This window comes from Afifella sp. IM 167 (assembly GCF_020144925.1).
Taxonomy (GTDB): Bacteria; Pseudomonadota; Alphaproteobacteria; order Rhizobiales; family Afifellaceae; genus Afifella.
Window position 1 is genome coordinate 20,623 of the sequence record NZ_NSLC01000010.1, and the last position, 25,908, is coordinate 46,530.

The following is a 25,908-nucleotide window of genomic DNA, read 5'->3' on the forward strand; positions in this document are numbered from 1 at the left end:
GAACGGGCAATGGAACAGCTCAGGATCGGCACACGCGGCAGCGACCTCGCGCTCTGGCAGGCGCATGCCACACGCGACGCGCTCGTGGCCTCCGGCATGGACGAGGCGGCGATCGAGATCGTCGTCATCAAGACCTCCGGCGACCGCATCCAGAACCGCGCGCTTCTGGAAGCGGGCGGCAAGGGCCTTTTCACCAAGGAGATCGAGGAAGCCCTTCTCGACGGCTCCATCGATATCGCCGTGCATTCGGCCAAGGACATGCCGACGCGCCTGCCGGACGGGCTGACGCTGGCCGCCTATCTGCCGCGCGCCGATATCCGCGACGCGCTGATCTCGCGCCATGGCGGCGGCCTCGACCAGCTGCCGGAAGGAGCGACTTTCGGCACCGCCTCGCTCCGCCGCGAGGCGATGCTGCGCCGCGTGCGCCCCGATCTCAACATCACGCTGCTGCGCGGCAACCTGCCGACGCGTATCAAGCGGGTGGAGGAAGGCGAGCTCGACGCGACCCTCCTTGCCTATGCCGGCATGCGCCGGCTCGGCGTCGACGGCCATGCGACGGCCCTCCTTGATCCCATCGAGTTCCCGCCCGCCTGCGGCCAGGGCGCCGTGGTCATCGAGTGCCGCGAGGGCGACGCGGAGACCCGCGAGACGCTGGCGAAGATCGACCATGCCGAGACCGGCTTCGCCGTTGCCTGCGAGCGCGCCTTCCTCGACACGCTCGACGGTTCCTGCCGCACGCCGATCGCCGGCTGGGCGCAGGTGAAGGAGGGTTCGCTCTCCTTCCGCGGCCTGCTGCTCTCGCCGGATGGCGACGAGGTGGTCGAAGGCACCGGCTCCGGCACCCAGGACGACGCCGAGGAAGTCGGCCGTCATGTCGGCAGCGACGTGCGGGGACGCACCTCCGCCGCGCTTCTTGCCCGGCTCGGTATCGGCTGAAGGCGGATGGCGCGCCTTCTCGTCACCCGGCCCGATCCCGACGCGACCCGCACGGCGCGTTCCCTGCGGATGCGCGGCCACGACGTGCTCGTCTCGCCCGCGATCCGCATCGAGCCGATCGACGCCCACCTTCCCGAAGACGGGCTGCAGGCGGTGCTGGTGACCAGCGCCAATGCGGTTCGGGCCCTGCAGGTGCATGGCGAGCTTCAGAGCCTGCAGCATCTGCCCCTCTACGCCGTCGGCGACCGCACGGCGGCCGAGGCCCACCATCTGGGGTTTGCCTCCGTCGACAGCGCCCATGGCAATGCCGCCGATCTCGCCGAGCTCATCCGCGAGCGCGTGGCGCCTTCCGACGGCCCTCTCCTCTACCTCGCCGCGGACCGCCGCGCCGGCCATCTGGAGGACGAACTCGCCGCTGCGGGATTCTCGGTGATCCTCAAGGAGATCTACCGCTCCACTCCGGCCGAGACCCTCACGCCGGAGGCGAAGGCCGCCCTCGCCGACGGCGAGGAGATCGGAATTCTCGTCTATTCCGCCGAGAGCGCCGCCGCCTTCGCCAGGGCCGTGGAAGCGGCCGGGCTTCGCCCGCTGAAGAAGTCGGCTACCTACTTCTGCCTTTCCGAGCAGATGGCAGGCCCCTTGCGAAACCTGGGTGAGGGCCCGATTCTGGTAGCGAATCGTCCCAACGAAGCTTCGCTCTTTGAGCTGATCGAGGGCCGCCGTTAATCTTGCGACGGATGGACCGCCATTCCGGGCAGGCCGTTTCGCCGCCGGCCGCGTTGGGGCATAAGAGGGCAAACTGGTCGTTGCGGCCCGAATTCGGTGCGGGAGGGTTATTTGGTCAAGGAACCTGAGGACAGGCGCGGTGCCGGCTCGCCGGACAGGCGCAGGCCCGTGACGCTCGACCTGAAGGCCGAGGAAGTGAAGAAGGCCGAGGCCGCCGGGGAACAGCCGGGCGACCAGCACGTTTCCGAGGAGCCGATGAAGAAGGGCGCTGCGAGCGCCGCCCCGCATGCGGGGGACGCAAGGGCGGCCGACAAGGCCGCAGCACCCGACAAGGCGCAGGAGGAAGACGCGGTGAAGAAGGGCACTTCGAGCCGCGGCGGCGACGCGGGCAGCGCCGGCAAGACGGCGGCCGACGCGAAAGCTTCCCCCGAAAAGATGTCTGCCGGCACGACTTCCCCCACCGGCCCGAAAGCGGGAGAGGCTCCGACAGCCTCCGCCGCCGAACTGAACAGGAAGGCCGAGAGCGCAAAGCCCGGCGCTTCGGGTCCGGCAGGCCCCGCCGACAAGGCTCCCGAAAAGAAAAAGGAAAGCGAGCGCCCCATCGCCGCCTCCAGCGACAAGACGCCTCCGCCGCGCCCCCAGGGCGCCGGCGCCCCCGGAAAGAGCGGCCCGGGCTTCGTGCCGCTCCTCGGCGCGGGCCTTCTTGGCGCCGTCATCGCCCTCGGCGGCGCCTACGGCCTCGGCCTGATCGGCCCCGGCGGCATGCCCGGCACGGGCGGCAGTGACGAGGCGCGCATCGCCTCGCTCGAAGAACAGCTCAAGGCCCAGACCGATTCGCTGAGCTCGGCCGAAAACGACATGCGCCAGCGTCTGGACGCGATGGAGAACCAGGTATCCGGCGGCGGCTCTTCCGATCTGCGTCAGGAGATCAACCGGCTGGAGGCTTCCATCGCCTCGCTCTCCGAGGGCGGCGCTTCCGGCGGGACCGGTTCTTCCGCCGCTCTGGAGGAAGTGCGCGCGCGCCTCAGCGACCTGGAGAACGCCGTCGCCTCCGGCACCGCGCCGGGCGGCGGCGGAAGCGATGTGGATGAGCGGCTCCAGAGCCTTTCGCAGGAAGTGGAAGCCTTGAAATCGGCCCCCTCGAGCGCTTCCGCCGAGACGCAGGACGAGCTTTCGACGATCTCCTCGCGGCTGGAGGACGTCGCCGGCCGCGTTTCCACCATGGAAGGCGCCGAGCCGGTCGACATCGCGCCGCTGCAGGAGAAGATCGTCGCCAATGAGAGCGCGATTGCACAGCTTCAGAGCAACGTTGCGGCGGCCGCGACCGCCGAAAATCTGGCTGCGCTGAAAAATTCCGTTGAAGCGCTGAGCGCGCGCATCGACGAGGTCGCCACGGCGAGCGAGCGTGCCGCCGCGCTCGCCCCGGGCGTCGCGGGCCAGGCGCTGACGGCGGCGCTGGAATCCGGCCGGCCCTACGAGGCCGAGCTCCGGACCGCGGCCTCCTTCGGCATCGAGGCGCCGGATGCGCTTGAGGCTTTCGCCGGGAGCGGCCTTCCCTCCCGCGCCGCGCTGGTTGCCGAGTTTCGCGACATCGCTCCGAAGCTGACCCAGGAGGCCAACGCGCCGGCCCCGGATGCAAGCCTGGTCGACCGCCTCAAGGCGAGCGCCCTCAACCTTGTGGAGGTCCGCCCGGCCGGGCCGCGCGCGGGCGACGACGCCGTCTCCGTCACATCCCGTATCGAGGCGGCGCTCCGCTCCGGCGATTTCGACAGGGCGCTTTCCGAATGGAAGAGCCTGCCCGAGGCTTCCCGGCAGGCTTCCGCCGAATGGGGCAGCAAGCTGGAGGCACGCGTTGCAGGCGAGGAACTGGCCGCGCGGCTGCGCAATGAATCGCTGACCCGCCTCGACGCCGCGGGCTGAGGACCATCATGATCCGCTTTCTCCTTCTCATCGCCGCCCTCTTCGCCGTCGTCCTCGGCTTCTCCTGGCTGAAGGACGCGCCCGGCGAGGTGACGGTGATCTTCGCCGGCACGGCCTACACGATCGGCCTCGCCCGCGCGGTTCTGGCGGCGCTCATCCTCCTGTTCGCCGCGCTCGTCGTCGTCGGGCTGATCGTCTTCCTTCTGCGTCTGCCCATGAAGGCGCGGCTTTCCTGGCGCCAGCGCCGCGAGAAGCGCTACCGCGAGGCGGTCTCCACCGGCCTCCTCGCCATCGCCGCCGGCGACATTTCCACCGCCGAGCGCGCCACCCATGAATTGTCGCGCCGCGGCGACGATCCGCTGACCCTTCTCCTTAAGGCGCAGACGGCGCAGCTGAAGGGCGACCACGCCGCCGCGCGCAATGCCTTCCAGGCGATGCTGGAGCACGAGCCGACGCGCATCGTCGGCCTGCGCGGCCTCTTCATCGAGGCGGCCCGCGAGGGCGAGCACGAGGCCGCCCGCGCCTATGCCGAACAGGCGCGCGACCTTTCCGCCTCCACGCCCTGGGCCTCGCGCGCGCTCCTGCGCTACCAGGCGGCCGAAGGCGAATGGGGCGGAGCGCTGAAGACGCTGTCGCGCTATGCCGAAACCAAGGCGATCGACCGCAAGAGCGCCCGGCGCCTGCGCGCGGTCATCCTCACCGCCGAAGCGCTCGGGCGCGAGGACGCCGAGCCGGAGAAGGCCAAGGAAGCCGCCATCGAGGCGCACGGGCTGGAGCCGGGTCTCGTCCCGGCGGCCGTCGTCGCCGGAAGGCTTCTTGCCCGTCTCGGCGATATCCGCCGCGCCTCCAAGATCCTGGAGACCACCTGGAAGGCGAATCCGCATCCGGAAATCGCCGATGCCTATGCGCATGTGCGCCCCGGCGATTCGGCCAGAGATCGCTTCCAGCGCATCGAAACCTTGATGAAAATGCGCCCGAACGAGGATGCCGCCCGCCTCGTCATGGCCCGCGCCGCCATCAACGCCCGCGACTGGAGCCTTGCCCGCGAGGCGCTGACGCCGGTGGTGAAGACGCGCCCGACGCAGAACGCCCTCCTTCTCATGGCCGAGATCGAGGAAGGCGAGCACGGCAATCGCGGCCGCATGCGCGAATGGCTGTCGCGCGCCGTGCATGCGCCGCGCGATCCGGTCTGGACGGCCGACGGCGTCGTTCTGGAGGAATGGTCGCCGATCTCGCCGGTCACCGGCCGCCTCGACGCGGTCGAATGGCGCGTCCCGGTGGAAGAGCCGGAAAGCCGCCGGATGATCGATATCGACGAGGATAGCTTCAAGCCGCTGGAGCTTGCGGCGGTGACGGGCGAAGCCGCAAGGCCGGATACGGCGGCAAGGCACGGCGATCCGGTGACGCCGGCGCCGGGCGCGTCGCCCGCTTCGCCGCCATCCGATGCCGGCAGCGCCGGGCGGCAGGCCGCGGGCGCCCCCACCTCGTCCGGCCACCCATCCCCTGCTCCGAAAGGCTCTGACCCCAAGGCCCCGGCTTCCAAAACCGAAGCGACCGTGGCCGCGGCTGCAACGGAACCGAAAAGCCCGCCTGAAACGGCTGCCGCAAAGCCCGCGAGCCAGAAGGCAGAAGGCACGAAATCCGCCCCCGCCCCGGCACCGGCGGCAACCGCTGCCGGCCCCGCCGAGCGGCCGGCTCCGCCGCCGCCCACGCCTCCGGCCGAAGAGCGCGACGAGCTGGCGGCGCGCAACGCGCTGGGCGATTCGGACGACGAAGAGGACGAGCACCCGAAGCTGAACGGCTCGGAGAGCCATATGCGTCCGCCGGACGATCCGGGGCCCGAGGAAGGCGACGAGGAAGACAAGAAAAGCCGCTTCCGCCTCTTCTGACCGGTTTGTTCGCGGGCTTTCGTCTGGCTTGCGGGACGCGACCGAAAGCGCACTCGCCAAGCTTGCCGGCACCGGCCGATTTCGCTAAGAGGTGCGCGCCTTCCGGCGCCGCCACCGCTTCGGCGGCACGGCCGGGTGGCCGGAAGCTTCGGCAGTCGCTAGGATTGCCCGGAAAGCCGCATTAGCTCAGTTGGTAGAGCACCTCATTCGTAATGAGGGGGTCGCTGGTTCGAGTCCGGCATGCGGCACCATTCCCGACGGCAGCGCGACGCCGCTCTCTCAAGCCTCCACAATCTTTCAAACACCCCGCCCGCGGGATCTCCGCCGCGTCATCGAAGGCCGATCGCCCGCTCAGGCGGTGCCGCCTTCCTTGGCCGGATCGCGCCGCGGTGCATTGCGCGCGCTCGTCAGCACGAGGACGTTGCCGGCGAGGATGAAGGCGATGCCCGCGAGGATGGGTCCGGTCAGCGCCAGATCCTCGAAGAGGACGGAAAGAAGGATCGCCACGACCGGCACCAGCGCCAGCGTATAGGCCGCGATCGCCGGGCCGACGCGCCGCACAAGGCTGAAATACATGAAGAAGGTGAGGCAGGAGGCGACGATCGCCAGATAGAGGAGATCGGCGAAATAGAGCGGCGACAGGCTGACGAAGAAGCGTTCGCCGTTGAGCGCTGCGAGCGCCAGCGCGAAAAGCCCGCCCGTCCCGGCGCCCCAGCCGATGAGGGCGGCGGTCGCGATGCCGGCATTCTGGTTGCGCGTCGCCGCCACCGTCCCCGCGCCCGTGCAGGTGGCGGCCGATGCGGCCCAGGCAAAGCCCGACAATGTCGCCGGATCGGCCTGGAGCGCCATGAGCTGTGGCGCGACCACGACGACGAGCCCTCCGATGCCGCACAGGATGCCGGCGATCATGCGCCCGGAGAGCTGCGTGCCGAGGAAGGCGCGGCCGATGAGGGCGGCAAAGAGTGTCGAGGTGGAGAGGATGAGCGCCGCAACGCCGCTCGGGATCGTCGTCGTCGCCCGGTAGAAGGAAATGAAGGCGAGGGCGAAGAAGAGGACGCCCTGCAGCGCGACGAAGGGCCGATCGCGCCCGCGCACTTTCATCGGCGTGCCGGCCGCCAGGCAGAAGCAGAACATGAAGAGACTGACCGCGAGCATCCGGTAGCCGACGGAGACCTCGATCTCGCCGTAGCCGGCCTGATGGCCCGTGACGATGGCGCTCGATCCCCACAGGATCGCCGCCCCGGCAAGCAGCAGGAAATTGACCAGCCTTGCGCCCCTCGTTTCCGGCCTCCGGGATCGGGGCCTGCCGGGCGACATGCATGGCGCGTGCCGGAGCGGGCATGCGATCTCGCCCGCGACGATATCACCCGCGCCGGGCGAGGTTCTCCCGGTAAAGTTCCCGCAAGGGCCGCATCCCGAGCGTCTGCACGCCGGCCGCCTCCAGCCACTCGGCCATCCGCCCCTCGCCGAGGAGGCGGTATTCGTCGGTGCGGAAATGCGCCCTGGGCGGCACGATCGTCTCGATGTCGCCCGGCGCGTTCGGATGCAGCGCGACGAAGGTGAGGCCTTCCGGCAGTTCCTCGACCAGCCTGCGATAGGCGGCCTCGCTGTCGGCGCTCGCCACCCCCGGTGTCATGTCGAAATCGTCGACGAGGGGCACGCCCTGCTCTTCCAGCCGTTCCGCCGCCGCCGACCAGATGGGCAGCACCTCGTCAGGCTCGTATTTCAGCACCCGCGCATAGCTCTCCGCCCGCTTCGGCAACAGGACGGGCAGGCGATATTCCTCGCCGAGCCGGAAATAGATCTCCGCGAGCCGCGGATGCAGCGCCGCGCCCATATGCGTGTCGATATGCGTGGCATCGATGTCGAAGGCGCGCGCCCGCTCGATCTGGGCGCGCATCTCCGCCTCGGCCGCCTCGGGCTCCACCTTCTCGCCGAGCGCCGCCACCGTGCGGTGGAAATAGCCTTCCTCGTCGACGAGGCCGGAAGCCCTGCCGGCGCGCGTCAGCGGCCCCCAGCGATAGCCCGCCCATTCGCTGGTCAGCGTCAGGTGGATGCCGAGGTCGAGGCTGTCGTCGCGATAGGCGAGCCGGGCCATTTCGGGAAACCACGGGCAGGGCACCATGACGGAGCCCGAGGTGAGCGCGCCGGCCTTCGAAAGTTCCACGAAGGCGGTGTTGGCGCCGTGGCACATGCCGGCATCGTCCTCGTGCAGGATCGCCGCCCGGCGGGCGGGATCGAGGCCGAGCCGGCGCAGGATTTCCGCGCGTTCCATCAGACCTCGCCCCTGGCGTAGGAGCGGCCGGGCTTGGAGCGCAGTCTCGTGACCGTCTCCGCCCGCGCCGCCTGCAGGCGCACCGGCGGCAGGCCGGCGAGAATGAGGAGCGCGTCGTCGAGCACCATTTCGCCGATCCGCAGGAAGACCTCGCGCACCCCGCCCGCCCGGTGCGAGGAGAGAAGGAGATGCGGGTGGCCGCGCACCGGATCGCCGGCCGGCACCGGCTCGACCGGAAAGACGTCGGTGGCCGCCCTGAACCGCCCGCCCCGCGTCGCCTCGAGAAAGGCGTCCCAGTCGACGATATCGGCGCGCGACAGGAGCACGAAGGCCGCATCGTCCGGGACGAGGGAAAACTCCCGCGCCCCGATCATGCCGCGGTTTTCCTCCGTCACGCCGGCCAGCACGAAAGTGACCCTGGAGCGCGACAGCACCTCATCGAGGCTCGCCGGCACGAGCCCGAAATCGGTGAGGTACCCTTCCGGCAGCCAGGGATCGAAGACGCGGATCGTCGGCCGGAACGGCTGCAGGAGAGGCAGGAGCGCCTGCCCCAGATTGCCGAAGCCGACGAAGCCCATATCGGCGCCGGAGAGAAGGAAGGCACCTTGATTGCCGGAAAGCCCGTAGCCTTCCTTGCCCTTCCGGAAGTCGTTGTCGGCGCGGGTGATGCCGCGCGCAAGATCGATGGCGAAGCCGAGCCCCATCTCCGCCACGGGCCTCGCAAAGGCCGGCGCGATGGCCAGCACCTTGATCCCCCGCGCAAAGCAGCCGGCATAGTCGATGTTGGGCAGGAAGTTGCCTTCCACGTTGATGACGCCGCGAAGTTTCCCCGCGCGGGCAAGCCGCTCGGCCGGCAGCGCGCTTTGTCCGATGACGAGCGCGGCCTCGCCGATATGTTTGTCGACAAGCGCCTCCGGCATGCGCTCGCCCTCATGCGAGACGATGCGCGTTCGGGCGGCGAGCTTCTCCCAGGTGTCGTCCCGGAAGATCAGCTCGCGCGAGCGCGGAAAGGGATCGAAGATGACGAGGGGGCGCTCGTCCTCACTCATGGCGCGGACCTTCTCATCTCGCCCGGCTCACGTGGTGCCGTCGAGCCGGAGCGGCGTGTGGAGATTGACGTTCTCGCCCTTGAAATAGAGCCGCACCTCGAGCGGCCCGGCATGGCCGGCGCCCTCCTTGGAGGCCTCCAGGAAAAGATGGTGCAGGTCGTGTCCGGTAAAGGTGAAGCGCCCATCGGCATCGGTGAGCGTCTCGCCGCGCGGGCGCGCCACGAGGAGCGTGCGTTCGGTCAGCTTGACCGTCGCGCCTTCCACCGGCGCGCCGGAAGCGGAGACCACCTCGCCCCGGATGATGCCGTCGTCGTTGAGAACGACCCAGACATTCCAGGCGAGGATGGCGAGCGCGATGCCGCCGAAGGTGTAGACGAAGCGGTTCTTCAGCCAGCCCATCCTCTCACCCCTTCGTCGCGCCCGAAGTGAGGCCGGTGATGAACTCCTTCTGGGCGAGCAGGAAGATGATGAGGCCGGGCACCAGCACCATGACGCAGAAGGCGTAGAGCGCGCCGGTCGTGTCCTCGACGACGGAAAGGAAGCGGGCAAGGCCGAGCGGCAGCGTCTGCATCTGCGCGTCGCGCACGATGACGAGCGGCCACAGGAACGAGTTCCACGACCAGATGAAGGAGAGGATCACGTTGGTGGCGATCGCCGGCTTGGTCAGCGGCAGGATGATGCGGAAGACGATCATCCAGTCCGGCACGCCGTCGATCCTGGCCGCGTCGATCAGCGATTTCGGGATCGCCTCGAAGGCCGCCTTGAAGACGAAGATGCACACGATGGTGGAGGCGAGCGGCAGGGCCATGCCGACATAGGAATTGAGCAGGCCCATCTCCGAGGTGATGAGATAGGCCGGGATGATGGTCACCTGGAAGGGGATCATCATGCAGGAGAGGAAGAGCAGGATCGTCGCGCCCTTGCCCGGAAAGTCGCGCGTCAGGGCGTAGCCGGCCATGGCGTTGAGGACGACATTGGCGACGACGACGATGACCGAGACGATGATCGAGTTGAAGAGGTAGCGCAGGAACGGGATCGCGTACCACACATCGACGTAATAGAAGATGTGCGGGCTCTCCGGCAGGAGCGACGGCGGGAAGGTGAAGATGTTCTCGCCCGTCAGGCTCGTCTTCAGCACCCAGTAGAAGGGCACCAGCATCGCCGCCGAGGCGATGGAAAGGGCCAGATGGATCGGCCAGTGCGGATAGCGGCTCATGGTCAGCCTCCGGTCTTGACCGCGCCGGCCTCGCCGCCTGCGAGGCGGTTGGCGAGGAAGGCGAGCGCCAGGAAGAGCAGGAAATTCACCACCGTGATCGCCGCCGCATAGTCGAATTTCGAAAGGCGGAAGGCGATCGAGTAGATGTAGGTGATGAGAAGGTCCGTCGCGTGCCCCGGCCCGCCCCCCGTCATCACGAAGATGAGGTCGAAGGCGGTGAAGGAATTGATGATCCCGACGACGAAGCAGAGGAAGAGCGAGGGCCGGATGAGCGGCAGCGTGATCCGCCGGAAGCGCTGCAGCGCGTTCGCCCCGTCGATCGCCGCCGCCTCGTAAAGGCTCGGCGGGATGCTCTGCAGCCCCGTCAAGAGGATGATCATGTAAAAGCCGATCACCTGCCAGATCGAGGCGAGGATCACCGAGGGCAGCGCCCAGTCGAAGCTCTCCAGGAAGGGAATGCCCCTGTCGATGATGCCGAGCTCGATGAGGACGTAGTTGATCAGCCCGACATTCTCGTTGAACAGCCACTGCCAGATGATGCCGACGGCCACGGTCATCACCGGATAGGACATGAAGAAGATCGTCCGGTAGACGTTGCGCCCGCGGATATTGGTGTCGACGAGGAGCGCCACGGCGAGCGCGAAGACGATGCCGACCGGGGCGGAGGCCATGAAGATCAGCGTGTTCCACAGCGTCTGCCAGAAGGCGTCGTCGTAGAACAGCATCTCCTCGTAATGGTAGAGGCCGGCGAATTCGGCCGGCTTGTAGGGCGACCAGAACTGGAAGGAGAGCACCGCGTTCCAGATCAGCGGCACGATCCGGTAGATCGCGAAGATCGCCAGCGAAGGGGCGAGGAAAAGCCAGATCAGCGCCAGATCCCGGCTGCGCTTGCGCGAGCCGGGAATGAGGCCGGCAAGGCCGCGCCGGCGCCCTTCGAGCGCCGGTGCGTTGTCTGCCCCGCCAGCCATGGATCAGCGCCGCTGCAGGATGCGGTTGACCTTGCGCTCGGCCTCGCTCAGCGCGTCCTCGGCGCTCTTTTCGCCGAGCAAGGCCGCCTGCAGCTCCGGATAGAAGGCGTCCTTGATCGCCGCATCCTGGGCGAAGGGCCAGTTGCCGGTCAGCTTGTCGAGATCCTGCAGCTGCGTCTCCAGGATCGGCACGACGGCCGGCAGGTTCTCCTTGAAGTAGCCCATCAGCTTCTCGTTGACCTGCATGTCGCCGGTCAGGTTGTTGGTGCCGGTGCCCATGGCGTAGGCGCCGTCGCCGCTGGTGGCGATCTTCATGAAGTCCCATGCCTCCTCGGGCCACTTGCTGCCTTCCGAAAGAACGAGGGAATGCGAGTTCGGCGTCGACCAGCCGCCCGGCATGTTCATGGCGCCGACGCTTTCGTCGTTCACCCAGTCCGCCTTGCTCTTGAACCAGAGGAAGGCCGGGGCATGGGCGTGCAGCATGCCGACATTGCCGGCAGCGAAGGCGCCGTTCGGCTCCACCCAGCGTCCGGTCCAGGAGATCTTGTTGATGACGCCCTTTTCGGTGAGGTCGGCGAGGCGCTTGACGAGGGCCACGGCCTCCGGCGTGTTGAAGGCCGCCTTGCCGTCGTCGCCGACGAACTCCACGCCGTTCATGGCGAAGAGCGGCCAGTAGAGCCAGTCGAAGTTCAGCGTCATGAAGCCGGTATTCTCGCCGCCGGTCATCTTCTCGGCATCGGCCATGATCTCGTCGAAGCTTGTCGGATCCTCGGTGATCCCGGCTTCCTTCATCATGTTGCGATTGAGGAAGAGCAGCGTCTTGGAGATGTAGAGCGGCACGCCGTAATGGTGGCCCTCGTACTTCCAGTTATCGAGGATCTGCGGGTTGATGCGGTCCGTGTAGTCCTTGTCGCGCTCCAGATACGGGTCGAGGTTCTTCAGCCCGCCCTGCGAGGCGTATTGCAGCCACAGGCCGCCCTGCACGTCGACGATGTCCGGCGGCGTGCCGGCGACGACCTGTGTCTGGTAGAAGGTCGGCAGCTCCGTGCCCTTCATGTCGATGCGCTCGACCTCGAAGTCCGGATGGACCTTCTTGAAGGCGGCGACCCATTTGTCGAAGCCTTCCGTGAAGTAGGGGATGTTCCAGGTCATCACGGTGATCTTCTTCTCCTGGGCGCTGGCGCTGCCCGGGTGAAGCGTCATCGCGAGCGTGGCTGCACCGGCAGCCAAGGCGATTGCGAGCTTTCTCATCACGTTCCTCCCTTTGAGGCGGGCTTTTTCCGCCCGCTTGCGCCCGGCGCTGCCTGCGACGACGACCGGGGATCCCTAAAATCTCAGCGGCACCTCCCGCCCTTCCGCCAGCGACTGCTCGGCGGCGAGACAGACGAGGATGCGCTTGCGCGCCTCCTCGCCGGAGACCATCGGCCGGCCGGCCTTGAAGGCGTCGATGACGAGGCGCAGTTCCTCGTCGAGCTCGAAGAGCTCGCCGGAAGCGCCCAGTTCCACGATCTCGGCCTTCTCCGCGCCGGCCCGCTTGACCTTCAGCTCGAAGCTCGGCTCCCGGGTGCGGTCCTCCGCCCCCGACCACCAGGTGCGGATCGCGCCTTCGGTGCCGACCACCTCCATGACGTGATGATGTTCGAAGGCGGCGAGCGACTGGCTGATCACGGCATATTGGCCGCCCGGCCAGTGCATGACGGTGGTGAAGTTGTCGGCCATGGAGGCGCCGCCGCCATCGGGGCGCGGGCGCGAATTGCCGAAGGCGACGAGCCGGTCCGGATCGCCGAGCTCGGCGAAGTACCACATGACGCTGTCGAAGAAGTGGACGGGCTCTTCCAGGATCCAGGAGCCGACGCGCTCCCGGTCGTAGCGCCAGCCGCCCGAGCCCTGGCGGTAGGGAAAGCGCGACAGGCTCACCATCGCGTAGAGAGGGGAGCCGATGGCGCCTTCCTCGATCAGCGTCCGGATTCGCCCCCACTGGGTGGAGAGGCGGAATTCGTGCCCGATCGTCAGCACCTTGCCTGACGCCATGGCGGCGGCGTTGAGGCGGTCGCAGGCGGCGACGGAAAGCGCCATCGGCTTTTCCAGGAGAACGTGCTTGCCGGCATTGAGCGCGGCGACGCCGATCTCCTCATGGAGATGGTTCGGCACCACGATGTCGACGGCCTCGATGGAGGCGTCGGCAAGGAGCGCGCCGATATCGCGGTGGACGGGAATGTCGGGAAAGCGCTCGCGCGCGGCCTTTTCCGTCGCCTCGCTCTGGCAGGCGATGGCGGCGAGTTCGGCGCCGGGCGCCTTCACGATCGCCTCGGCGTGATGCTTGCCCCAGAGGCCGTAGCCTATTAGCCCAAACTGCAAGACGGGCCCCTCCCTCATATGATCTTGATGCGGCTTCTTTGTAACCGCTTACCAAGATTAGACCCCGCAAATGGCCGGCCTGTCAATCGGCAACCTTCATCCCGCCGGATCGCGCTCCCGCGTCTCGGCGGGATTTTTCACGCCCAAAGGGGACGCCTCCGACGGGACCGGGCCGGTCGAGCCGCGCAGGATGAGTTTCACCTCCACCTCGGTCGCATGCGCCACCGGCTTGCCTTCCAGACTGTCGATCAGGTGGTCCGCGGCAAGCTCGCCGATCTCGCGTGCCGGCAGCGCCATGGTGGTGAGGCCGGGCGGCATCTGGGCCGCCAGGTCGAGATCGTCGAAGCCCGCGATGGAGATGTCGCGCGGCACGTCGAGGCCCTGCGCCTGCGCCTCGATCAGGGCGCCGATGGCGATCACGTCGTTGCCGCAGATCACCGCCGTCGGCCGCGGCTGCCGCGCCAGCAGCGTGCGCAGGCCGAGCCGCCCCTCCCCGATCCTGTAGGGCCGCTCGACGACGAGGTCCGGCGGCAGCGGAAGCCCGCGCGCCGCCAGCGCCGCGCGCACGCCGGCAAGGCGCCCACCCGCACGGTCGTTGCCGGCCACCGGGCCGGCGATCATGCCGACGGTTTTATGTCCAAGATCAAGGAGATGGTCGGTCAGGCGCCGCGCCGCCACACTGTTGTCGAAGCCGATATTCGGCTGTGCCGCCGCTGGGTCATAGACACTGGTATTGACGACCGCGATGCCCCGCTTCTCCAGCAGTTCGTAGATCGCGGGATCGTGCTCCCCACCCTCCAGCATCAGCCCGTCGATGCCGACCTCCACCAGGCTACGGCATTGCTGCAGCTCGATCGAAAGGTCGTATTGCGACAGCGCCAGGACGAGGCTGTAGCCTCTTTCGCGGCAGCGCATCTGCAGCGCCGCGATCTTGTCGGCGCGGCGGGCATTGTCGACCGTCGGGATGATCGCACCGATGGCATGCGCGCGCCGCAGGGAAAGCGCCCGCGCCGCGCCGTGGCGGATATAGCCGAGGCTCCGGACGGCGTTTTCCACCTTGAGGCGCATTTCGGCGCTGACCCGCGACGGCTCGTTGAGCGCGCGCGACACCGTGGCGATCGACACGCCCGCGAGCTGCGCCACCTCGCGCATTCCGGCCGGCCGCCATTCGCCCTCTGCGGGCGCCGACGGGCTTTCGCCGGGATGGGTGGGCTCGGTCGTCATTGCGTCTCGACGGCAGCAAATACGGATGCTAGTTTGTAAGCGGTTTCACGCAAAAACTGCAACCAAAACCTGCGTGAGGCCAGCCCGGCAGTCCTGGGGAGGAGCTTTTGGCCGAGGTCAGTCTGCGTCGCGTAACGAAGCGTTTTGGCGAGGTCGAGGTCGTGCATGGCATCGATCTCGACGTGCCCGATCACGAATTCCTGGTGCTGGTCGGCCCGTCGGGCTGCGGCAAGAGCACGCTGCTGCGCATGATCGCCGGATTGGAGGACGTCTCCTCCGGCGAGATCGTCATCGGCGGCCAGGTGGTCAACGAGCTGGCGCCGAAGAACCGCGACATCGCCATGGTCTTCCAGGACTATGCGCTCTACCCGCATCTCAACGTCTACCGGAACATGTCTTTCGGGCTGGAGATGCGCCGCATGCCGAAGGACGAGATCCGCCAGCGCGTCGAGCGCGCCGCCGGCATTCTCGACCTCGCCCCTCTCCTGGAGCGCCGCCCCGCCCAGCTTTCCGGCGGCCAGCGCCAGCGCGTCGCCATGGGAAGGGCGATCGTGCGCGATCCGAAGGTCTTCCTCTTCGACGAGCCGCTTTCCAATCTCGACGCCAAGCTGCGCGCCGACATGCGCACCGAGATCAAGAAGCTTCATCAGGAGCTGAGGACCACCGTCGTCTATGTCACCCACGACCAGGTCGAGGCGATGACGCTCGCCGAGCGCATCGTCGTCATGCGCTCCGGCCATGTGGAGCAGATCGGCTCGCCCGACGAGGTCTACAACCGCCCGGCGAACCTCTTCGTCGCCGGCTTCATCGGCGCCCCGCGCATGAACCGCATTCCCTGCCATCCGGCGGAGGGCGGCGCCCCGGCGATCCGGATCGCCGACGGGCCCGTCCTGCCGCTTTCGCAAGGCGCCGCCGGCAATCTCGGCCCGCCGGAAAAGAAGCTCGTCCTCGGCCTTCGTCCGGAGGCCTTCACGCTCGCCGATGGCGAGGCCGCCGGAAGGATCGACGTCACCGTCCGCTTCGTGGAGCCCCTCGGCTCCGACACGCTCGCTTTCTTCACCTTGGGTGGGGCGGAGGTGATCGCCCGCCTGCCGCCCTTGCCGCATCTTCGCGAGGGCAGCCAAATCTCCCTCGCGGTCGAGCCCGGCAAGATGTTCCTCTTCGACGCCGAGACGGAAAGGCGCATCGATGCTCTGGCCTAGCCTGAAGACCGGCAGCCGCGCCAATCCGCTTGCCATCCCGCCCGACGCGGTCGGGCGCGGCTCGCCGATCGGCTTCGAGGTGGTGCCGGACGACGCCGCGCTCATCTCCCGCTTCGCCGCCGACATGATGGGCGAATACCGGGCCGCCAAGGCAGCCGGCCGCGACAGGGTCGTCTTCATCGTTCCGGTCGGCCCGGTCGGCCAGTATCCGCTCTGGGCGGCCGCCTGCAACGAGACCGGCACCAGCCTTTCCGACCTCGTCCTCGTCAACATGGACGAGTACCTGACGGAGGACGGCAGCGACTTCATCCCCCTCTCCGACCCCCTCTCCTTCCGCGCCCATATGCAGCGCGAGTTCTTCTCCCTGCTCGATCCGGCGCTCTCCCCGCCAGAAGAGGCGCGGATCTTTCCCGATCCGAGGCGCCCCGAGGCGACGACCGAGCTGATCGACCGGCTTGGCGGCGTCGACGCCTGCTTCGGCGGCGTCGGCATCACCGGCCACCTTGCCTTCAACGACCCGCCGGAGCCCGGCGACGAAACGGGCCTGGAGGAATTCGCCGCCCTGCCCACCCGCATCGTGCGGCTGTCGCGCGAGACGCGGGTCAACAACGCCATCACCGCCGCCCGCGGCAGCATCGACCGCGTTCCCGAGCTGGCCGTCACGGTCGGCATGCGCGAGATCCTCGGCGCCCGCCGCGTGCGCCTCTACATGAACCGGCCCTGGCAATGCGCGATCGTCCGCAAGCTGCTGCACGGCCCCGTGACGGCCGCCGTCCCCGCCTCGCTGCTGCAGCGCCACCCCGATGCGCGCGTCACCGCGCTCGACCTCGTGACGGCGCTGCCCGAGCCGGAGCTGCGCTAGCAAAGACGATGGAGGAAGGACAAAAACGCATGGCAGGCGAGATCTTCGGCACGACGGAAGAAGGCGAGGAGGTGCGCCGGATCGCCATCTCCGGCGGCGGGCTGACGGCGCATATCCTCACCTGGGGCGCCGTCATCCAGGATCTCCGCCTTGCGGGCCACGCCCCGCCTCTCGTCCTCGGCTTCGAGAGCTTTGCGGATTATCCCGCGCATTCCCCGCATTTCGGCGCGCTGGCCGGCCCGACCGCCAACCGCATCGCGGATGCGCGCTTTGCCATCGACGGCACGGCCTATCAGCTCGACCGCAACTTCCTCGGCCGCCACAACCTGCATGGCGGCTCGGCCGCCTTCGGCAAGCGCAACTGGCAGGTCGCCGATGCCGGCGCCGATTTCGTCACGCTTGTCGTCGTCTCGCCCGATGGCGAGGCCGGCTATCCCGGCCGGCTTGAGACCTTCTGCACCTATCGGCTGGCCGCGGATGGCGCACTGCGCGTCGAACTCCGGGCGACGACCGACCGGCCGACGCTCTGCAACCTCGCCCAGCACAGCTATTTCAATCTCGATGACGGGGGCGCGACGCCGATCCTCGATCACCGGCTGGAGATCGAGGCCGGGACCTTCCTGCCCGTCACCGACGAGCTGATCCCGACGGGCAAGATCCTGCCCGTTGCCGGCACGGTCCTCGATTTTCGAAAAGCGCGCCCGATCCGCTGCGAGGAAGGCGGCGAACAGGTGATCTACGACCACAATTTCTGTCTGGCAGAAGCGCGCGGCCCCCTCCGCCGCGTCGCCACCGTCACGGCCGCGCGCTCGGGCCTGCGGCTCGACGTCGCCACCACCGAGCCCGGCATCCAGTTCTACGCCGGCCACAAGGTGAAGCCGCCCGTTCCGGGGCTCGAAGGCATCCGCTACGCGCCCTGGTCGGGCCTGTGCCTGGAGCCCCAGATCTGGCCGGACGCGATCAACCATGAGGGCTTTCCCTCGCCGATCCTGCGCCCCGGCGAGACCTACGATCAGATATCGGAATTCCGCTTTGCCAGGGGCTGAGCGCAGGAAAGGCGGCGCAGCATGAGCGCGCGTCTCCTCTGCCTGGGCGTCGCCGTCGAGGACTACGTCTTCGCGCTGCCGGAAATGCCGAAAAAACCGCACAAATACCGCGCCACGGATTTCACCACGATCGGCGGCGGCATCGCCGCCAACGCCGCCGTCGCCATTTCCCGCCTGGGCGGTACGGCCTTCCTGGCGACCCGCCTTGGCGAGGACGCGCTCGGCGCCTCCATCGTCGCCGAGCTTGAAGCCGAGGGCGTCGATTGCCGTCTTGCCCGCCGCTTTGCCGGTTGCCGCTCTTCCCTGTCGATGGTGCTCGTCGACGCCACCGGCGAGCGCATGATCGTCAATTATCGCGATCCCGGCCTGCCGGAGGAGACGGACTGGCTGCCCGAACCGGCCGAGCTCGGCCTTGCCGGAATTCTCGTCGATACGCGCTGGACGGGCGGCGCCGCGACGATGCTGCGCCGCGCCCGCGCCGCCGGCCTGCCTGGCGTGCTCGACGTGGAGCCGCCGGTGGCGCCCGCCACAGAGGCCATGGCGGCGGCGACGCATCTCGCCTTCTCGCGCGACGGCCTCGCCGAATGGGCGGGCACTGAAGAGATCGAGGAAGGCCTCGCCGTGGCGGCAGAAAGGACCGACGCCTTCCTTTGCGTCACCGACGGCGCCGACGGCACCTTCTTCCGCAAGGGGGCGGAGAGCGGCCACGTCCCGGCCTTCGAGGTCGAGGTCGTCGACACGCTCGCCGCCGGCGACGTCTGGCACGGCGCCTTTGCGCTCGCCCTCGCCGAGGGCCGCGACGAGGTGGCCGCCCTTCGCTTCGCCTCGGCGGCCGCCGCCATCAAATGCACCGGATTCGGCGGCCGGGCCGCCATTCCCGACCGACCGCAAGTGGAGTCCTTTCTGATGGAGCATGCCGCATGAACCTCTCTGCCGGGAAATTCCGCGGCCTTGCCCGCCTCGCCGACGCCTCCGGCCGCTTCAAGATGGTGGCCGTCGACCAGCGCCCGCCCATCGAGGGCCCGATCTGCAAGGCCCTTCAGCGGGACACGGCGCCCTGGGAGGACGTCGCCCGCTTCAAGGCCATGCTGGTTCGCGAGCTGCAGGAGGCCGCTTCCGCGCTCCTGCTCGACCCGCACTACGCCTACCCGGCCGCGATCGGCCATCTCGACCCGCGGCTCGGCCTCATCATGACCCTGGAGGATTCCGCCTTCGAGGAAACGGCGGAGGGCCGCTATTCGCGGGAGATCGGCGACTGGTCGGTGGAGAAGATCAAGCGCGCCGGGGGCGACGCGGTGAAGGTGCTCGCCTGGTTCCGCCCGGATGCCGGCCGCGACGTCAACGCCCACCAGCGCGACTTCGTCAAGCGCATCGGCGCCGAATGCGACCGGCTCGATATTCCCTTCGTGCTGGAGCTCCTCGTCTATCCTCTCGCGCACGACAGGGAGAAGACGCAGGAATACGTCGAGATGCGATCGAAGCGTGCCGCCGACGTGCTCCGCTCGGTGGAGATCTTTGCCGCGCCGGAATACGGCGTCGACCTCTTCAAGCTGGAAAGCCCCATTCCCGCCGCCGAGGTGCCGGGCATCGGCGGGCCGGACTGGCGCGACGCCCAGTCGCTCTTCGACGAACTCGGCCGCCTCGCCGGCCGCCCCTGGGTCATGCTCTCGGCCGGCTCCAGCATGGCGGAATTCCGCCGGATCCTCGGCCATGCCTACCGCGCCGGGGCTTCGGGCTACCTCGCCGGCCGGGCGATCTGGGCCGATGCCTTCCGCGCTTTTCCGGACTGGGAGGCGATCGAGATGGGTCTGCGCCGGGAGGCGCTCGACTATATGGCCGAAATCAACCGCCTCACGGACGGCGAAGCCCATCCCTGGCGCGAGCATCACGCCTATGGCGCCGCCGGGCCTGGCCTTGCCCATCCGGACGCCAGCTTCCGCACCCATTATGCCGGCTTTGGAGAACGATGATGGCGCGCGTCGGCATTCTTCCCCTCGGCCGCCCGAATTTCGACGTCGCCTTCGCCGAGGAGCTCGCCGAAAAGGCCTGGCGGCTTCTCGATGCGAGCGGCCACGAGATCGTCGGCCCGCGCGGGCTTCTCTTCGACGCGGCCGCCGCCGAGAAGGCGCTCGAGACCCTGTCGGGCGATCCGCTCGATCTCGTCCTCCTCCTGCAATTCACCTTCACCGACGCTTCCATGACGGTGAAGATCGCCGAGGCGCTCCCCGCCCCGCTCGCCATCTGGGCTTTCCCCGAACCGCGCACCGGCGGGCGGCTCCGCCTCAATTCCTTCTGCGGCCTCAATCTCGCCGGCCATGCGCTCGGCCTTGCCGGGCGGCCTTTCGGCTATCTCTACGCCGCGCCCGACGCGCCCGGCATTGCGGCCTCGCTTGCCGAGCTTCTCGCCGGCGGGCGCCGGGCGGAGTCGGTGCCGACCGGGAGGGCTGCCGCCGGCGCCGGCACGCGGGCCGCCGAGATCGTGGCGCATCTGCGCGGTGCCCGCATCGGCCGCATCGGCGAGCATCCGGCCGGCTTCGACACCTGCGCCTACGACGACAGGCGCCTTGCGGACCTTGCCGGAATCTCGGTGGAGCCGATCGAGCTTGACGCTTTCTTCGATCTCGGCCGCGCCGCTTCGCCCGGCGCTCTCGCCGATGCGCGCTCCCTCGCCGCTTCCGCGCTGACGGGTCTCGATGGCATCGACCAGGCGGAGCTGGAGCGCTCGCTGCGCCTCAAGAGCGCCTTCGAGGAGCTGCGCGAGAAGGGCGGCTACTCCGCCTTCGCCATACGCTGCTGGCCGGAGACCTTCACAGAATATGGCGGCGCCGTCTGCGGCCCGGTCGCCATGATGGGCGAAAAGCGCGTGCCCTGCGCCTGCGAGGCCGACGTCTACGGCGCCATCACCTCGCTCATCATGCAGGAGGCGGCCGGCGCGCCGGCCTTCCTCGTCGACCTTGTCGATGTCGACGTGGAGGACGGCACCTCGGTCGTCTGGCATTGCGGCCAGGCCCCTGTCTCCATGCACGATCCGGAATTCCAGCCGCGCGCGGCGATCCATTCCAATCGCAGGATGCCGCTCCTCTACGAGTTTCCCTTGAAGCCCGGCCGCATCACCCTGGCCCGGGTCAGCCAGGCGCAAGGGGAGGAAAAGCTCGTCATCGCCGGCGCCGAGATGGTGCGCGCGCCGCTGCCCTTCTCCGGCACCTCGGGGACGATGCGCACCGACGCGCCGGCGGAAACGCTGCTGAAGACGGTCATGGGTGCCGGGCTGGAGCACCATATGGCGCTCGTCTACGGCGATGTGCGCGAAACGCTGCGGGGCGTCGCGGACGTCCTCGGCCTGCCGGTGCTGGAGATCTCCTAGAGCGCTAGGTGTCACCGGGCGGACGGGGCCGCCGGTAAAGCCCCACCGTCACCGGGCGCACGCGCCCGCGTATGGCGACCTCGCGCGTCTCGTCGGGCCGATGCGCCGCCGCCTGCTCCGCATCGGCGGCGGCAAGCAGCTCGGCCGAAACCACGATTGCGGCGCCCGCCTCCTTGGCGACCTCCATCAGCCGGCTGGCGAGGTTGACGCTGTCGCCGGTCGTGGTGATGTGCTCGTGCGTTTCCGAGCCGAGGCGCGACAGGATGACGGGCCCGAAATGCGCCCCGAGGCGCACATCGACATCGCGGCTTGCCCCCTCCGTCTGACGGATCCACGCCCGCACGCCGTCAAGGAGCGCGAAGGTGGCGGCGAAAGCGCGGGCCCCGTCATCCGCGCGCCGGTCGAGAACCCCGAAGACGATCATCGCCCCGTCGCCCATGAAGGAAAGGACGATGCCGTCATGGGCGACCGTCTCTCTCTCCACCAGAGCGTGGAAGTCCTTCAGGAAATCCCGCGTCCGGCCCGGCCCGAGCTGCTCGCTGAGCCGCGTGAAACCGGAAAGGTCCAGAAAGAGGATGCCGACCTCGCGCTCCACCGGCTCGCGCAGGAAGGAAGGATCGCGCTCGATACGCTCGGCGAGCACCGGCGATTGCAGGCGGCGGAGTTCCCGCTGCGCCCGGCCGAGCATGCGGGCCTGATGGCGCTCGTGGAACTGCCTTGCCAGCATCACGGCCCCGACGGGCGGCACCACCGCGGCGATGGGCAGCGCGGCGCTCAACCAGATCCCGTTGCCGAAGAGAAACGTGATGCCGGCGAGCCAGCCGAAGGTGGCGAGGAGCGCGAGGGGAATGCCCGCGCTCGGCGGCAGAAGCGAGACGGCAAGGACGCTGCCGGCAGCGAGTGCGGCGGCGGCGGCGAGATCGATGCGCCGCACGGTCATGTCGCGCACCAGCGAATCGCCGGAAAGGAGGTTGCCGATGCCGGTCGCCAGCACCTCGACGCCCGGCGTCACCGGATCGAAGGGCGTGCCGAACGTGTCCCCCACCGCCGTCGCCGTCACGCCGAGGACGGCGAGCCGGCCCTTCAGCTCGGCCGGGCTCTGGCGGCCGGAAAGGATGTCGGCGGCGCTGGCGGTGCGGATCGTTCCGGCCGGCCCGTAAAAGCGAATCGGCAGATGCGCGCCGAGATCGAGCCGGATCGTGCGCTCGCCGAGAGAAACCCTGCCCGCGGCGAGTGCCGCGTCGAAACCCGAATAGAGCGATGCGGCGCGCAGGGTGAAGGAGGCTGCCGGGCCCTTTGAGGTGAGGAAGACCATCGGCAGATGCCGCGGCGTGCCGGAAGGGTCGGTGGAAATGTTGACGAGGCCGGTGGCAGCCGCTTGCTGCAACCCGGCGAGCGGCCAGAGCTCCTCCGTGCTCTGCGGCACGGCGCCTGCCCGCGCCTCGCCCGGGCCGAAGCGGGCCGCCGCCGCGATGACGGCGGGAAGGCCCGAAAGCGCCTCGGCCAGCGAGCGGTCGTCGGCGCCGTCGCTCGGATCGAGGAAGAGGATGTCGATGGCGACCGCCCGCGCGCCCGCCGCCTGGAGCGCCCGAAGGATCTCGGCGATGCGCCCGCGTTTGAGAGGATAGCCGCCTTCGGCCGTCACCGTCCGGTCGTCGATGGCGACGATGACGATCTCCTCCGGCGCCGGCCGCGGCCCGATGAGGGTGAGGCGGAGATCGGCGAGCGGCGCTTCCAGCCGGTCGAGGAGGCTGCGCTCGCCGGCAAGATGCGGCGCGCCGATCAGAAAGGTCCAGCCGATCGCGGCAAGCGCGGCGACGAGGGCGGCCCAGACCGGCAGGCGCGTGCGCGCGCCCCTGCGCGCCATCAGCGTCCCGTTCGCGCCTCCCCGCGCGCCATCAGCGCCCGAAGCGGGCAAGAAGGGCGTCGACCCTTCCCTGTCCCCAGGTCTTCACCTCGAGCGGCTCGCCGGGCTTCACGTCGACGCCTTCGCCGGCTGCAAGCTGCACGTCGTCCGTGCTGTCGCGGCGGGCGACGCCGACCACGCCTTCGGAGACGAAGACGGCGGTCGATTCCGCCGCCACGTCGACGGCATAGACCGTGCCGCGCACCGAGGCGATCGCATGCGGGGTAAGGACCTGGAACTCGCCGCGCCCGGGGGCGATGTCGATGAGGACGGCCTTGCTGCCGACCTCGATCGCCGCCGGCTGCGGCCCGCCGCCCCCGGCGAGCGCGGCAAGACCGGTGCCCTCCTCGGCCTCGATGGTGAGACCGCCCTCGCAGCGATAGATCACGCGCGGCGGGTTGGCCGCCTCCTCCGCCGTGCAGCCCGCCAGCTCCTGCGCCTGGGCGCCGGACGAGAGCGCCGCGAAGCACAGGGCGAGGAGAATCAGGAGTTTTGTCGACATCTCAGTTCCTTTCGAATCTCATGAGGCGCCGGGGCCGGCGATCTTTCGGAGCGCTTCCTCATCCTTGACGGTGAGCCGCTTGCGCCCGAGAGCGAGCCAACCCGCTTCCTTCCATTCCTGCAACTGGCGATTGACTGTTTCGCGCGTCACGCCCGTCAGCGCGGCCAGTTCCTCCTGCGAGACGGTGAGTTCGGCGCCGTAATCCTGCGACAGCGCCACGATGCGGCGGGCAAGCCGCGCTGCGAGCGGCAGGAAGGCGCGCGCTTCCATCTGCTCGCTGACGGAGCGAAGCCGCGCGCACAGGAGCTCGATCACCTGGATGGCGATGGAAGGCTCGCGGTCGAGAAGCTCGATGAAGCCCCGGCGCGGCACGAAGAAGAGCTCGGTGGGCTCGGCCGCTACGGCATCGGCGGTGCGCTCCTGCCCGTCGAGCAGCGCGATCTCGCCGAAGACGTCGCCCGAGCCGAGAACGTTCAGCGTCAGCCTCTGGCCGATATCGTCGGTCACGCCGATGGTGATCTGCCCGCGCCGGATCGCATAAAGGCCGTCGCCCGGATCGCCCTTGAAGAAGAGCGCCTCGCCGCTTGCGAGCCGTCGCTGCACGCAGATGCCCGCGATCTTCTTCAGCGCCGCGGGGGGCAGCGCCGCAAAGAACGGATTGACCGCCAGCACGCGCTCCAGGCTGTCCGTCGTCATCTCCTGGGCTTTCCCCAAAGACGCCTCCAGTTCGTCGAATCCGGCCGGTCCCCGTACGAGCGTGAGGCGCCTCACAGAAGCTTTTTGCCCCATCGCCGATACCGCCGCCTGGCAAATCGCCGGCAATCGTGAGACCCACCATGACAGAATTTCGCGACAACCTCCCGCAACTCTCAGGCGAACTCTTCCTGACCGATGCGGGCCTTGAGACCTGGCTCGTCTTCCAACGCGGCGTCGAGCTCCGCCACTTTGCTGCCTTCGAGCTCCTGGCGACCTCGGGCGGGCGGCAGCTCCTGCGCGAGTACTACCTGCCCTTCCTCAACATGGCCGCGCGCGAGGGCGCCGGTTTCGTGCTGGAAACGCCGACCTGGCGGGCGAGCCCCGACTGGGGCGACAAGCTCGGCTATTCCGGCGCCGAGATCGCGCTCATCAACCGCCAGTCCGTGCGCTTCATGGCGGAGATCGCCTATTGCGTGCCGGGCGCGGCACGAACGGTGCTGAGCGGCAATATCGGCCCGCGCGGCGACGGGTACGTTGCCAGCCTCTCCATGACGGCAGCGGAGGCGGAGGATTATCACGCGCTGCAGATCGGCGCCTTCGCCACCTCCGGCTCCGACATGGTCTCGGCGATCACCATGACCAACGTGCCGGAGGCGATCGGCATCGCCCGCGCCGCCGGCAAGGCGCGGATGCCTCTCGTTCTCTCCTTCACCGTGGAGACGGACGGCCGCCTGCCGGACGGCCAGCCGCTCGGCGAGGCGATCCTGGCCACAGATGCCGCAGCCGCCACCCGCCCGGCCTACTACATGGTGAACTGCGCCCATCCGGAGCATTTCGCCCATGTGCTGGAAACCGGCGACGGCTGGCGCGAGCGTATCCGGGGCGTGCGCGCCAATGCCTCGCGCCTCAGCCACGCCGAACTCGACGAGGCGGAGACGCTGGACGAGGGCAATCCTGCCGAGCTCGGCGAGCTCTACCGCGGCCTGCGGCGGCTCTTGCCGAACCTTTCGGTCCTCGGCGGCTGCTGCGGCACCGACCACCGACACGTGGAGGCGATCTTCGGCGCCTGCCGCGCGGCGGCCTGAAGACATCTTCCCACGGGGAGATGCGGCGGGAGGGGCGGCGCTAGAGCGCCGCCCTTTTCGTATGCGGTAACGGCGGCAACGCCCGCCGGGCGGCTTCCTCAAAGAATATGAGCAACTTCAGATGCTTTCCGAACGTTGCAGGAGCGTCATTGGCAAGGCGCTTGCAGGTGCCCTAGCTTGAGGGCGAGGACGAACGGACAGGCCCGATGCTCGACAAATTGAAGAATCTCTTCGGCACGCTCGGCGGCGCGAGCGGAATGCCGACCTACACGGACGACGACAAGCGCCTCGCCTTCGCCGCGCTGCTCGTCCACTGCGTCTCCGTCGACGGTGTCTCCGGCAGCGCCGAGCGCGCCAAGGTTCGCGCCATCCTGCAGACCGAATACGCCCTCACCGGCGCCGATCTGGAGGAGCTCATCTCGGCGGCCGAGCGCGTCGATGCGGAGGCGATCGACCTCTACCGCTTCACCTCCGTGCTGAAACGCGAGATGACCATCGAGGAGCGGATCCGTGCGGTGGAAAGGCTGTGGGAGATCGTTTATGTCGACGGCGAAGTGCATGAATTCGAGGACAACCTCGTCTGGCGCGTCGCCGAGCTTTTGGGCGTCGACCGGAACGCGCGCATCGCGCTCAAGCATTCCGTGGCCGACCGTCAGGACGGCGCAGGAGAAAACTGAGCCGAAA

General features: G+C 68.8%; 24 protein-coding genes and 1 tRNA gene. 13 read left to right on the forward strand and 12 right to left on the reverse strand.

Going from position 1 to position 25,908, the window contains the following annotated elements; genetic code table 11:
* The first annotated feature begins 9 nt into the window (after positions 1–9).
* From hemC to CLD20_RS16980, 5 genes are all read left to right on the forward strand, one after another.
* Positions 10–936, forward strand: coding sequence for a hydroxymethylbilane synthase (gene hemC, locus CLD20_RS16960; RefSeq protein ID WP_224407854.1), 927 nt, complete (start codon positions 10–12; stop codon positions 934–936).
* Positions 937–942: 6 nt separating this feature from the next.
* Positions 943–1,662: a uroporphyrinogen-III synthase gene (locus tag CLD20_RS16965; RefSeq protein WP_224407855.1), complete on the forward strand. Its 720-nt coding sequence runs from the start codon at positions 943–945 to the stop codon at positions 1,660–1,662.
* Between the two features lie 111 nt (positions 1,663–1,773).
* A complete protein-coding gene (locus tag CLD20_RS16970) occupies positions 1,774–3,582 on the forward strand; it encodes a COG4223 family protein (protein WP_224407856.1) in 1,809 nt (602 codons plus the stop codon).
* 8 nt (positions 3,583–3,590) lie between these two features.
* Positions 3,591–5,471 carry a heme biosynthesis protein HemY gene (locus CLD20_RS16975; RefSeq protein WP_224407857.1) on the forward strand — a complete coding sequence of 627 codons (1,881 nt, stop codon included), beginning with the start codon at positions 3,591–3,593 and terminating at the stop codon, positions 5,469–5,471.
* Positions 5,472–5,646: 175 nt separating this feature from the next.
* Positions 5,647–5,722: transfer RNA gene (locus CLD20_RS16980), tRNA-Thr, on the forward strand.
* A gap of 100 nt (positions 5,723–5,822) precedes the next feature.
* Here the strand turns inward: CLD20_RS16980 and CLD20_RS16985 are convergent.
* The 9 genes from CLD20_RS16985 to CLD20_RS17025 form a co-directional block, all read right to left on the reverse strand.
* Positions 5,823–6,788: a DMT family transporter gene (locus CLD20_RS16985; RefSeq protein WP_224407858.1), complete on the reverse strand. Its 966-nt coding sequence runs from the start codon at positions 6,786–6,788 to the stop codon at positions 5,823–5,825.
* A gap of 46 nt (positions 6,789–6,834) precedes the next feature.
* Complete coding sequence (locus CLD20_RS16990) at positions 6,835–7,746, reverse strand: polysaccharide deacetylase family protein (protein ID WP_224407859.1); 912 nt, start codon at positions 7,744–7,746, stop codon at positions 6,835–6,837.
* On the reverse strand, positions 7,746–8,795 hold the full coding sequence (locus CLD20_RS16995; protein WP_224407860.1) for a hydroxyacid dehydrogenase: 1,050 nt from the start codon (positions 8,793–8,795) through the stop codon (positions 7,746–7,748). Before CLD20_RS16995 ends, CLD20_RS16990 begins: the two co-directional genes overlap by 1 nt.
* A 27-nt stretch (positions 8,796–8,822) precedes the next feature.
* Entirely contained in the window at positions 8,823–9,194 is a 372-nt protein-coding gene (locus CLD20_RS17000; protein ID WP_224407861.1) for a carboxypeptidase-like regulatory domain-containing protein, read from the reverse strand.
* A 4-nt stretch (positions 9,195–9,198) separates the two neighbouring features.
* Complete coding sequence (locus CLD20_RS17005; protein ID WP_224407862.1) at positions 9,199–10,011, reverse strand: carbohydrate ABC transporter permease; 813 nt, start codon at positions 10,009–10,011, stop codon at positions 9,199–9,201.
* A gap of 2 nt (positions 10,012–10,013) precedes the next feature.
* Complete coding sequence (locus tag CLD20_RS17010; RefSeq protein ID WP_224407863.1) at positions 10,014–10,979, reverse strand: carbohydrate ABC transporter permease; 966 nt, start codon at positions 10,977–10,979, stop codon at positions 10,014–10,016.
* A gap of 3 nt (positions 10,980–10,982) precedes the next feature.
* The gene (locus CLD20_RS17015; RefSeq protein WP_224407864.1) at positions 10,983–12,230 is read right to left on the reverse strand and encodes an ABC transporter substrate-binding protein; all 1,248 of its coding nucleotides are present in this window, start codon (positions 12,228–12,230) and stop codon (positions 10,983–10,985) included.
* 75 nt (positions 12,231–12,305) lie between these two features.
* Positions 12,306–13,337, reverse strand: coding sequence for a Gfo/Idh/MocA family protein (locus CLD20_RS17020; protein WP_224407865.1), 1,032 nt, complete (start codon positions 13,335–13,337; stop codon positions 12,306–12,308).
* 96 nt (positions 13,338–13,433) lie between these two features.
* A complete protein-coding gene (locus CLD20_RS17025) occupies positions 13,434–14,561 on the reverse strand; it encodes a LacI family DNA-binding transcriptional regulator (protein ID WP_224407866.1) in 1,128 nt (375 codons plus the stop codon).
* A gap of 107 nt (positions 14,562–14,668) precedes the next feature.
* Between CLD20_RS17025 and CLD20_RS17030 the strand changes: the two genes are divergently transcribed.
* The 6 genes from CLD20_RS17030 to CLD20_RS17055 are packed head-to-tail and all read left to right on the forward strand — an operon-like array spanning position 14,669 to position 21,035.
* Entirely contained in the window at positions 14,669–15,763 is a 1,095-nt protein-coding gene (locus tag CLD20_RS17030; protein ID WP_304504369.1) for an ABC transporter ATP-binding protein, read from the forward strand.
* Positions 15,750–16,625 (forward strand): glucosamine-6-phosphate isomerase, encoded by an 876-nt coding sequence (locus tag CLD20_RS17035; RefSeq protein WP_224407867.1) that lies wholly within the window; start codon positions 15,750–15,752, stop codon positions 16,623–16,625. The genes CLD20_RS17030 and CLD20_RS17035 overlap by 14 nt, the downstream gene beginning before the upstream one ends.
* A 29-nt stretch (positions 16,626–16,654) precedes the next feature.
* Entirely contained in the window at positions 16,655–17,671 is a 1,017-nt protein-coding gene (locus CLD20_RS17040) for an aldose epimerase family protein (protein ID WP_224407868.1), read from the forward strand.
* Between the two features lie 21 nt (positions 17,672–17,692).
* Positions 17,693–18,595 carry a PfkB family carbohydrate kinase gene (locus CLD20_RS17045; RefSeq protein ID WP_224407869.1) on the forward strand — a complete coding sequence of 301 codons (903 nt, stop codon included), beginning with the start codon at positions 17,693–17,695 and terminating at the stop codon, positions 18,593–18,595.
* A complete protein-coding gene (locus tag CLD20_RS17050; RefSeq protein WP_224407870.1) occupies positions 18,592–19,641 on the forward strand; it encodes a tagatose 1,6-diphosphate aldolase in 1,050 nt (349 codons plus the stop codon). The genes CLD20_RS17045 and CLD20_RS17050 overlap by 4 nt, the downstream gene beginning before the upstream one ends.
* Positions 19,638–21,035, forward strand: coding sequence for an L-fucose/L-arabinose isomerase family protein (locus CLD20_RS17055; RefSeq protein WP_224407871.1), 1,398 nt, complete (start codon positions 19,638–19,640; stop codon positions 21,033–21,035). Before CLD20_RS17050 ends, CLD20_RS17055 begins: the two co-directional genes overlap by 4 nt.
* Positions 21,036–21,039: 4 nt before the next feature.
* On the opposite strand, the gene CLD20_RS17060 is transcribed toward CLD20_RS17055, so the two are convergent.
* The 3 genes from CLD20_RS17060 to CLD20_RS17070 are packed head-to-tail and all read right to left on the reverse strand — an operon-like array spanning position 21,040 to position 24,139.
* Entirely contained in the window at positions 21,040–22,902 is a 1,863-nt protein-coding gene (locus tag CLD20_RS17060; protein WP_224407872.1) for a CHASE2 domain-containing protein, read from the reverse strand.
* Between the two features lie 31 nt (positions 22,903–22,933).
* Positions 22,934–23,443 (reverse strand): FecR domain-containing protein, encoded by a 510-nt coding sequence (locus CLD20_RS17065; protein WP_224407873.1) that lies wholly within the window; start codon positions 23,441–23,443, stop codon positions 22,934–22,936.
* 18 nt (positions 23,444–23,461) lie between these two features.
* A complete protein-coding gene (locus CLD20_RS17070) occupies positions 23,462–24,139 on the reverse strand; it encodes a Crp/Fnr family transcriptional regulator (protein ID WP_224407874.1) in 678 nt (225 codons plus the stop codon).
* 140 nt (positions 24,140–24,279) lie between these two features.
* Between CLD20_RS17070 and CLD20_RS17075 the strand changes: the two genes are divergently transcribed.
* Both CLD20_RS17075 and CLD20_RS17080 read left to right on the forward strand, forming a co-directional pair.
* A complete protein-coding gene (locus CLD20_RS17075; protein WP_224407875.1) occupies positions 24,280–25,224 on the forward strand; it encodes a homocysteine S-methyltransferase family protein in 945 nt (314 codons plus the stop codon).
* A gap of 206 nt (positions 25,225–25,430) precedes the next feature.
* On the forward strand, positions 25,431–25,901 hold the full coding sequence (locus tag CLD20_RS17080) for a TerB family tellurite resistance protein (protein WP_224407876.1): 471 nt from the start codon (positions 25,431–25,433) through the stop codon (positions 25,899–25,901).
* The last annotated feature ends 7 nt before the right edge of the window (positions 25,902–25,908 follow it).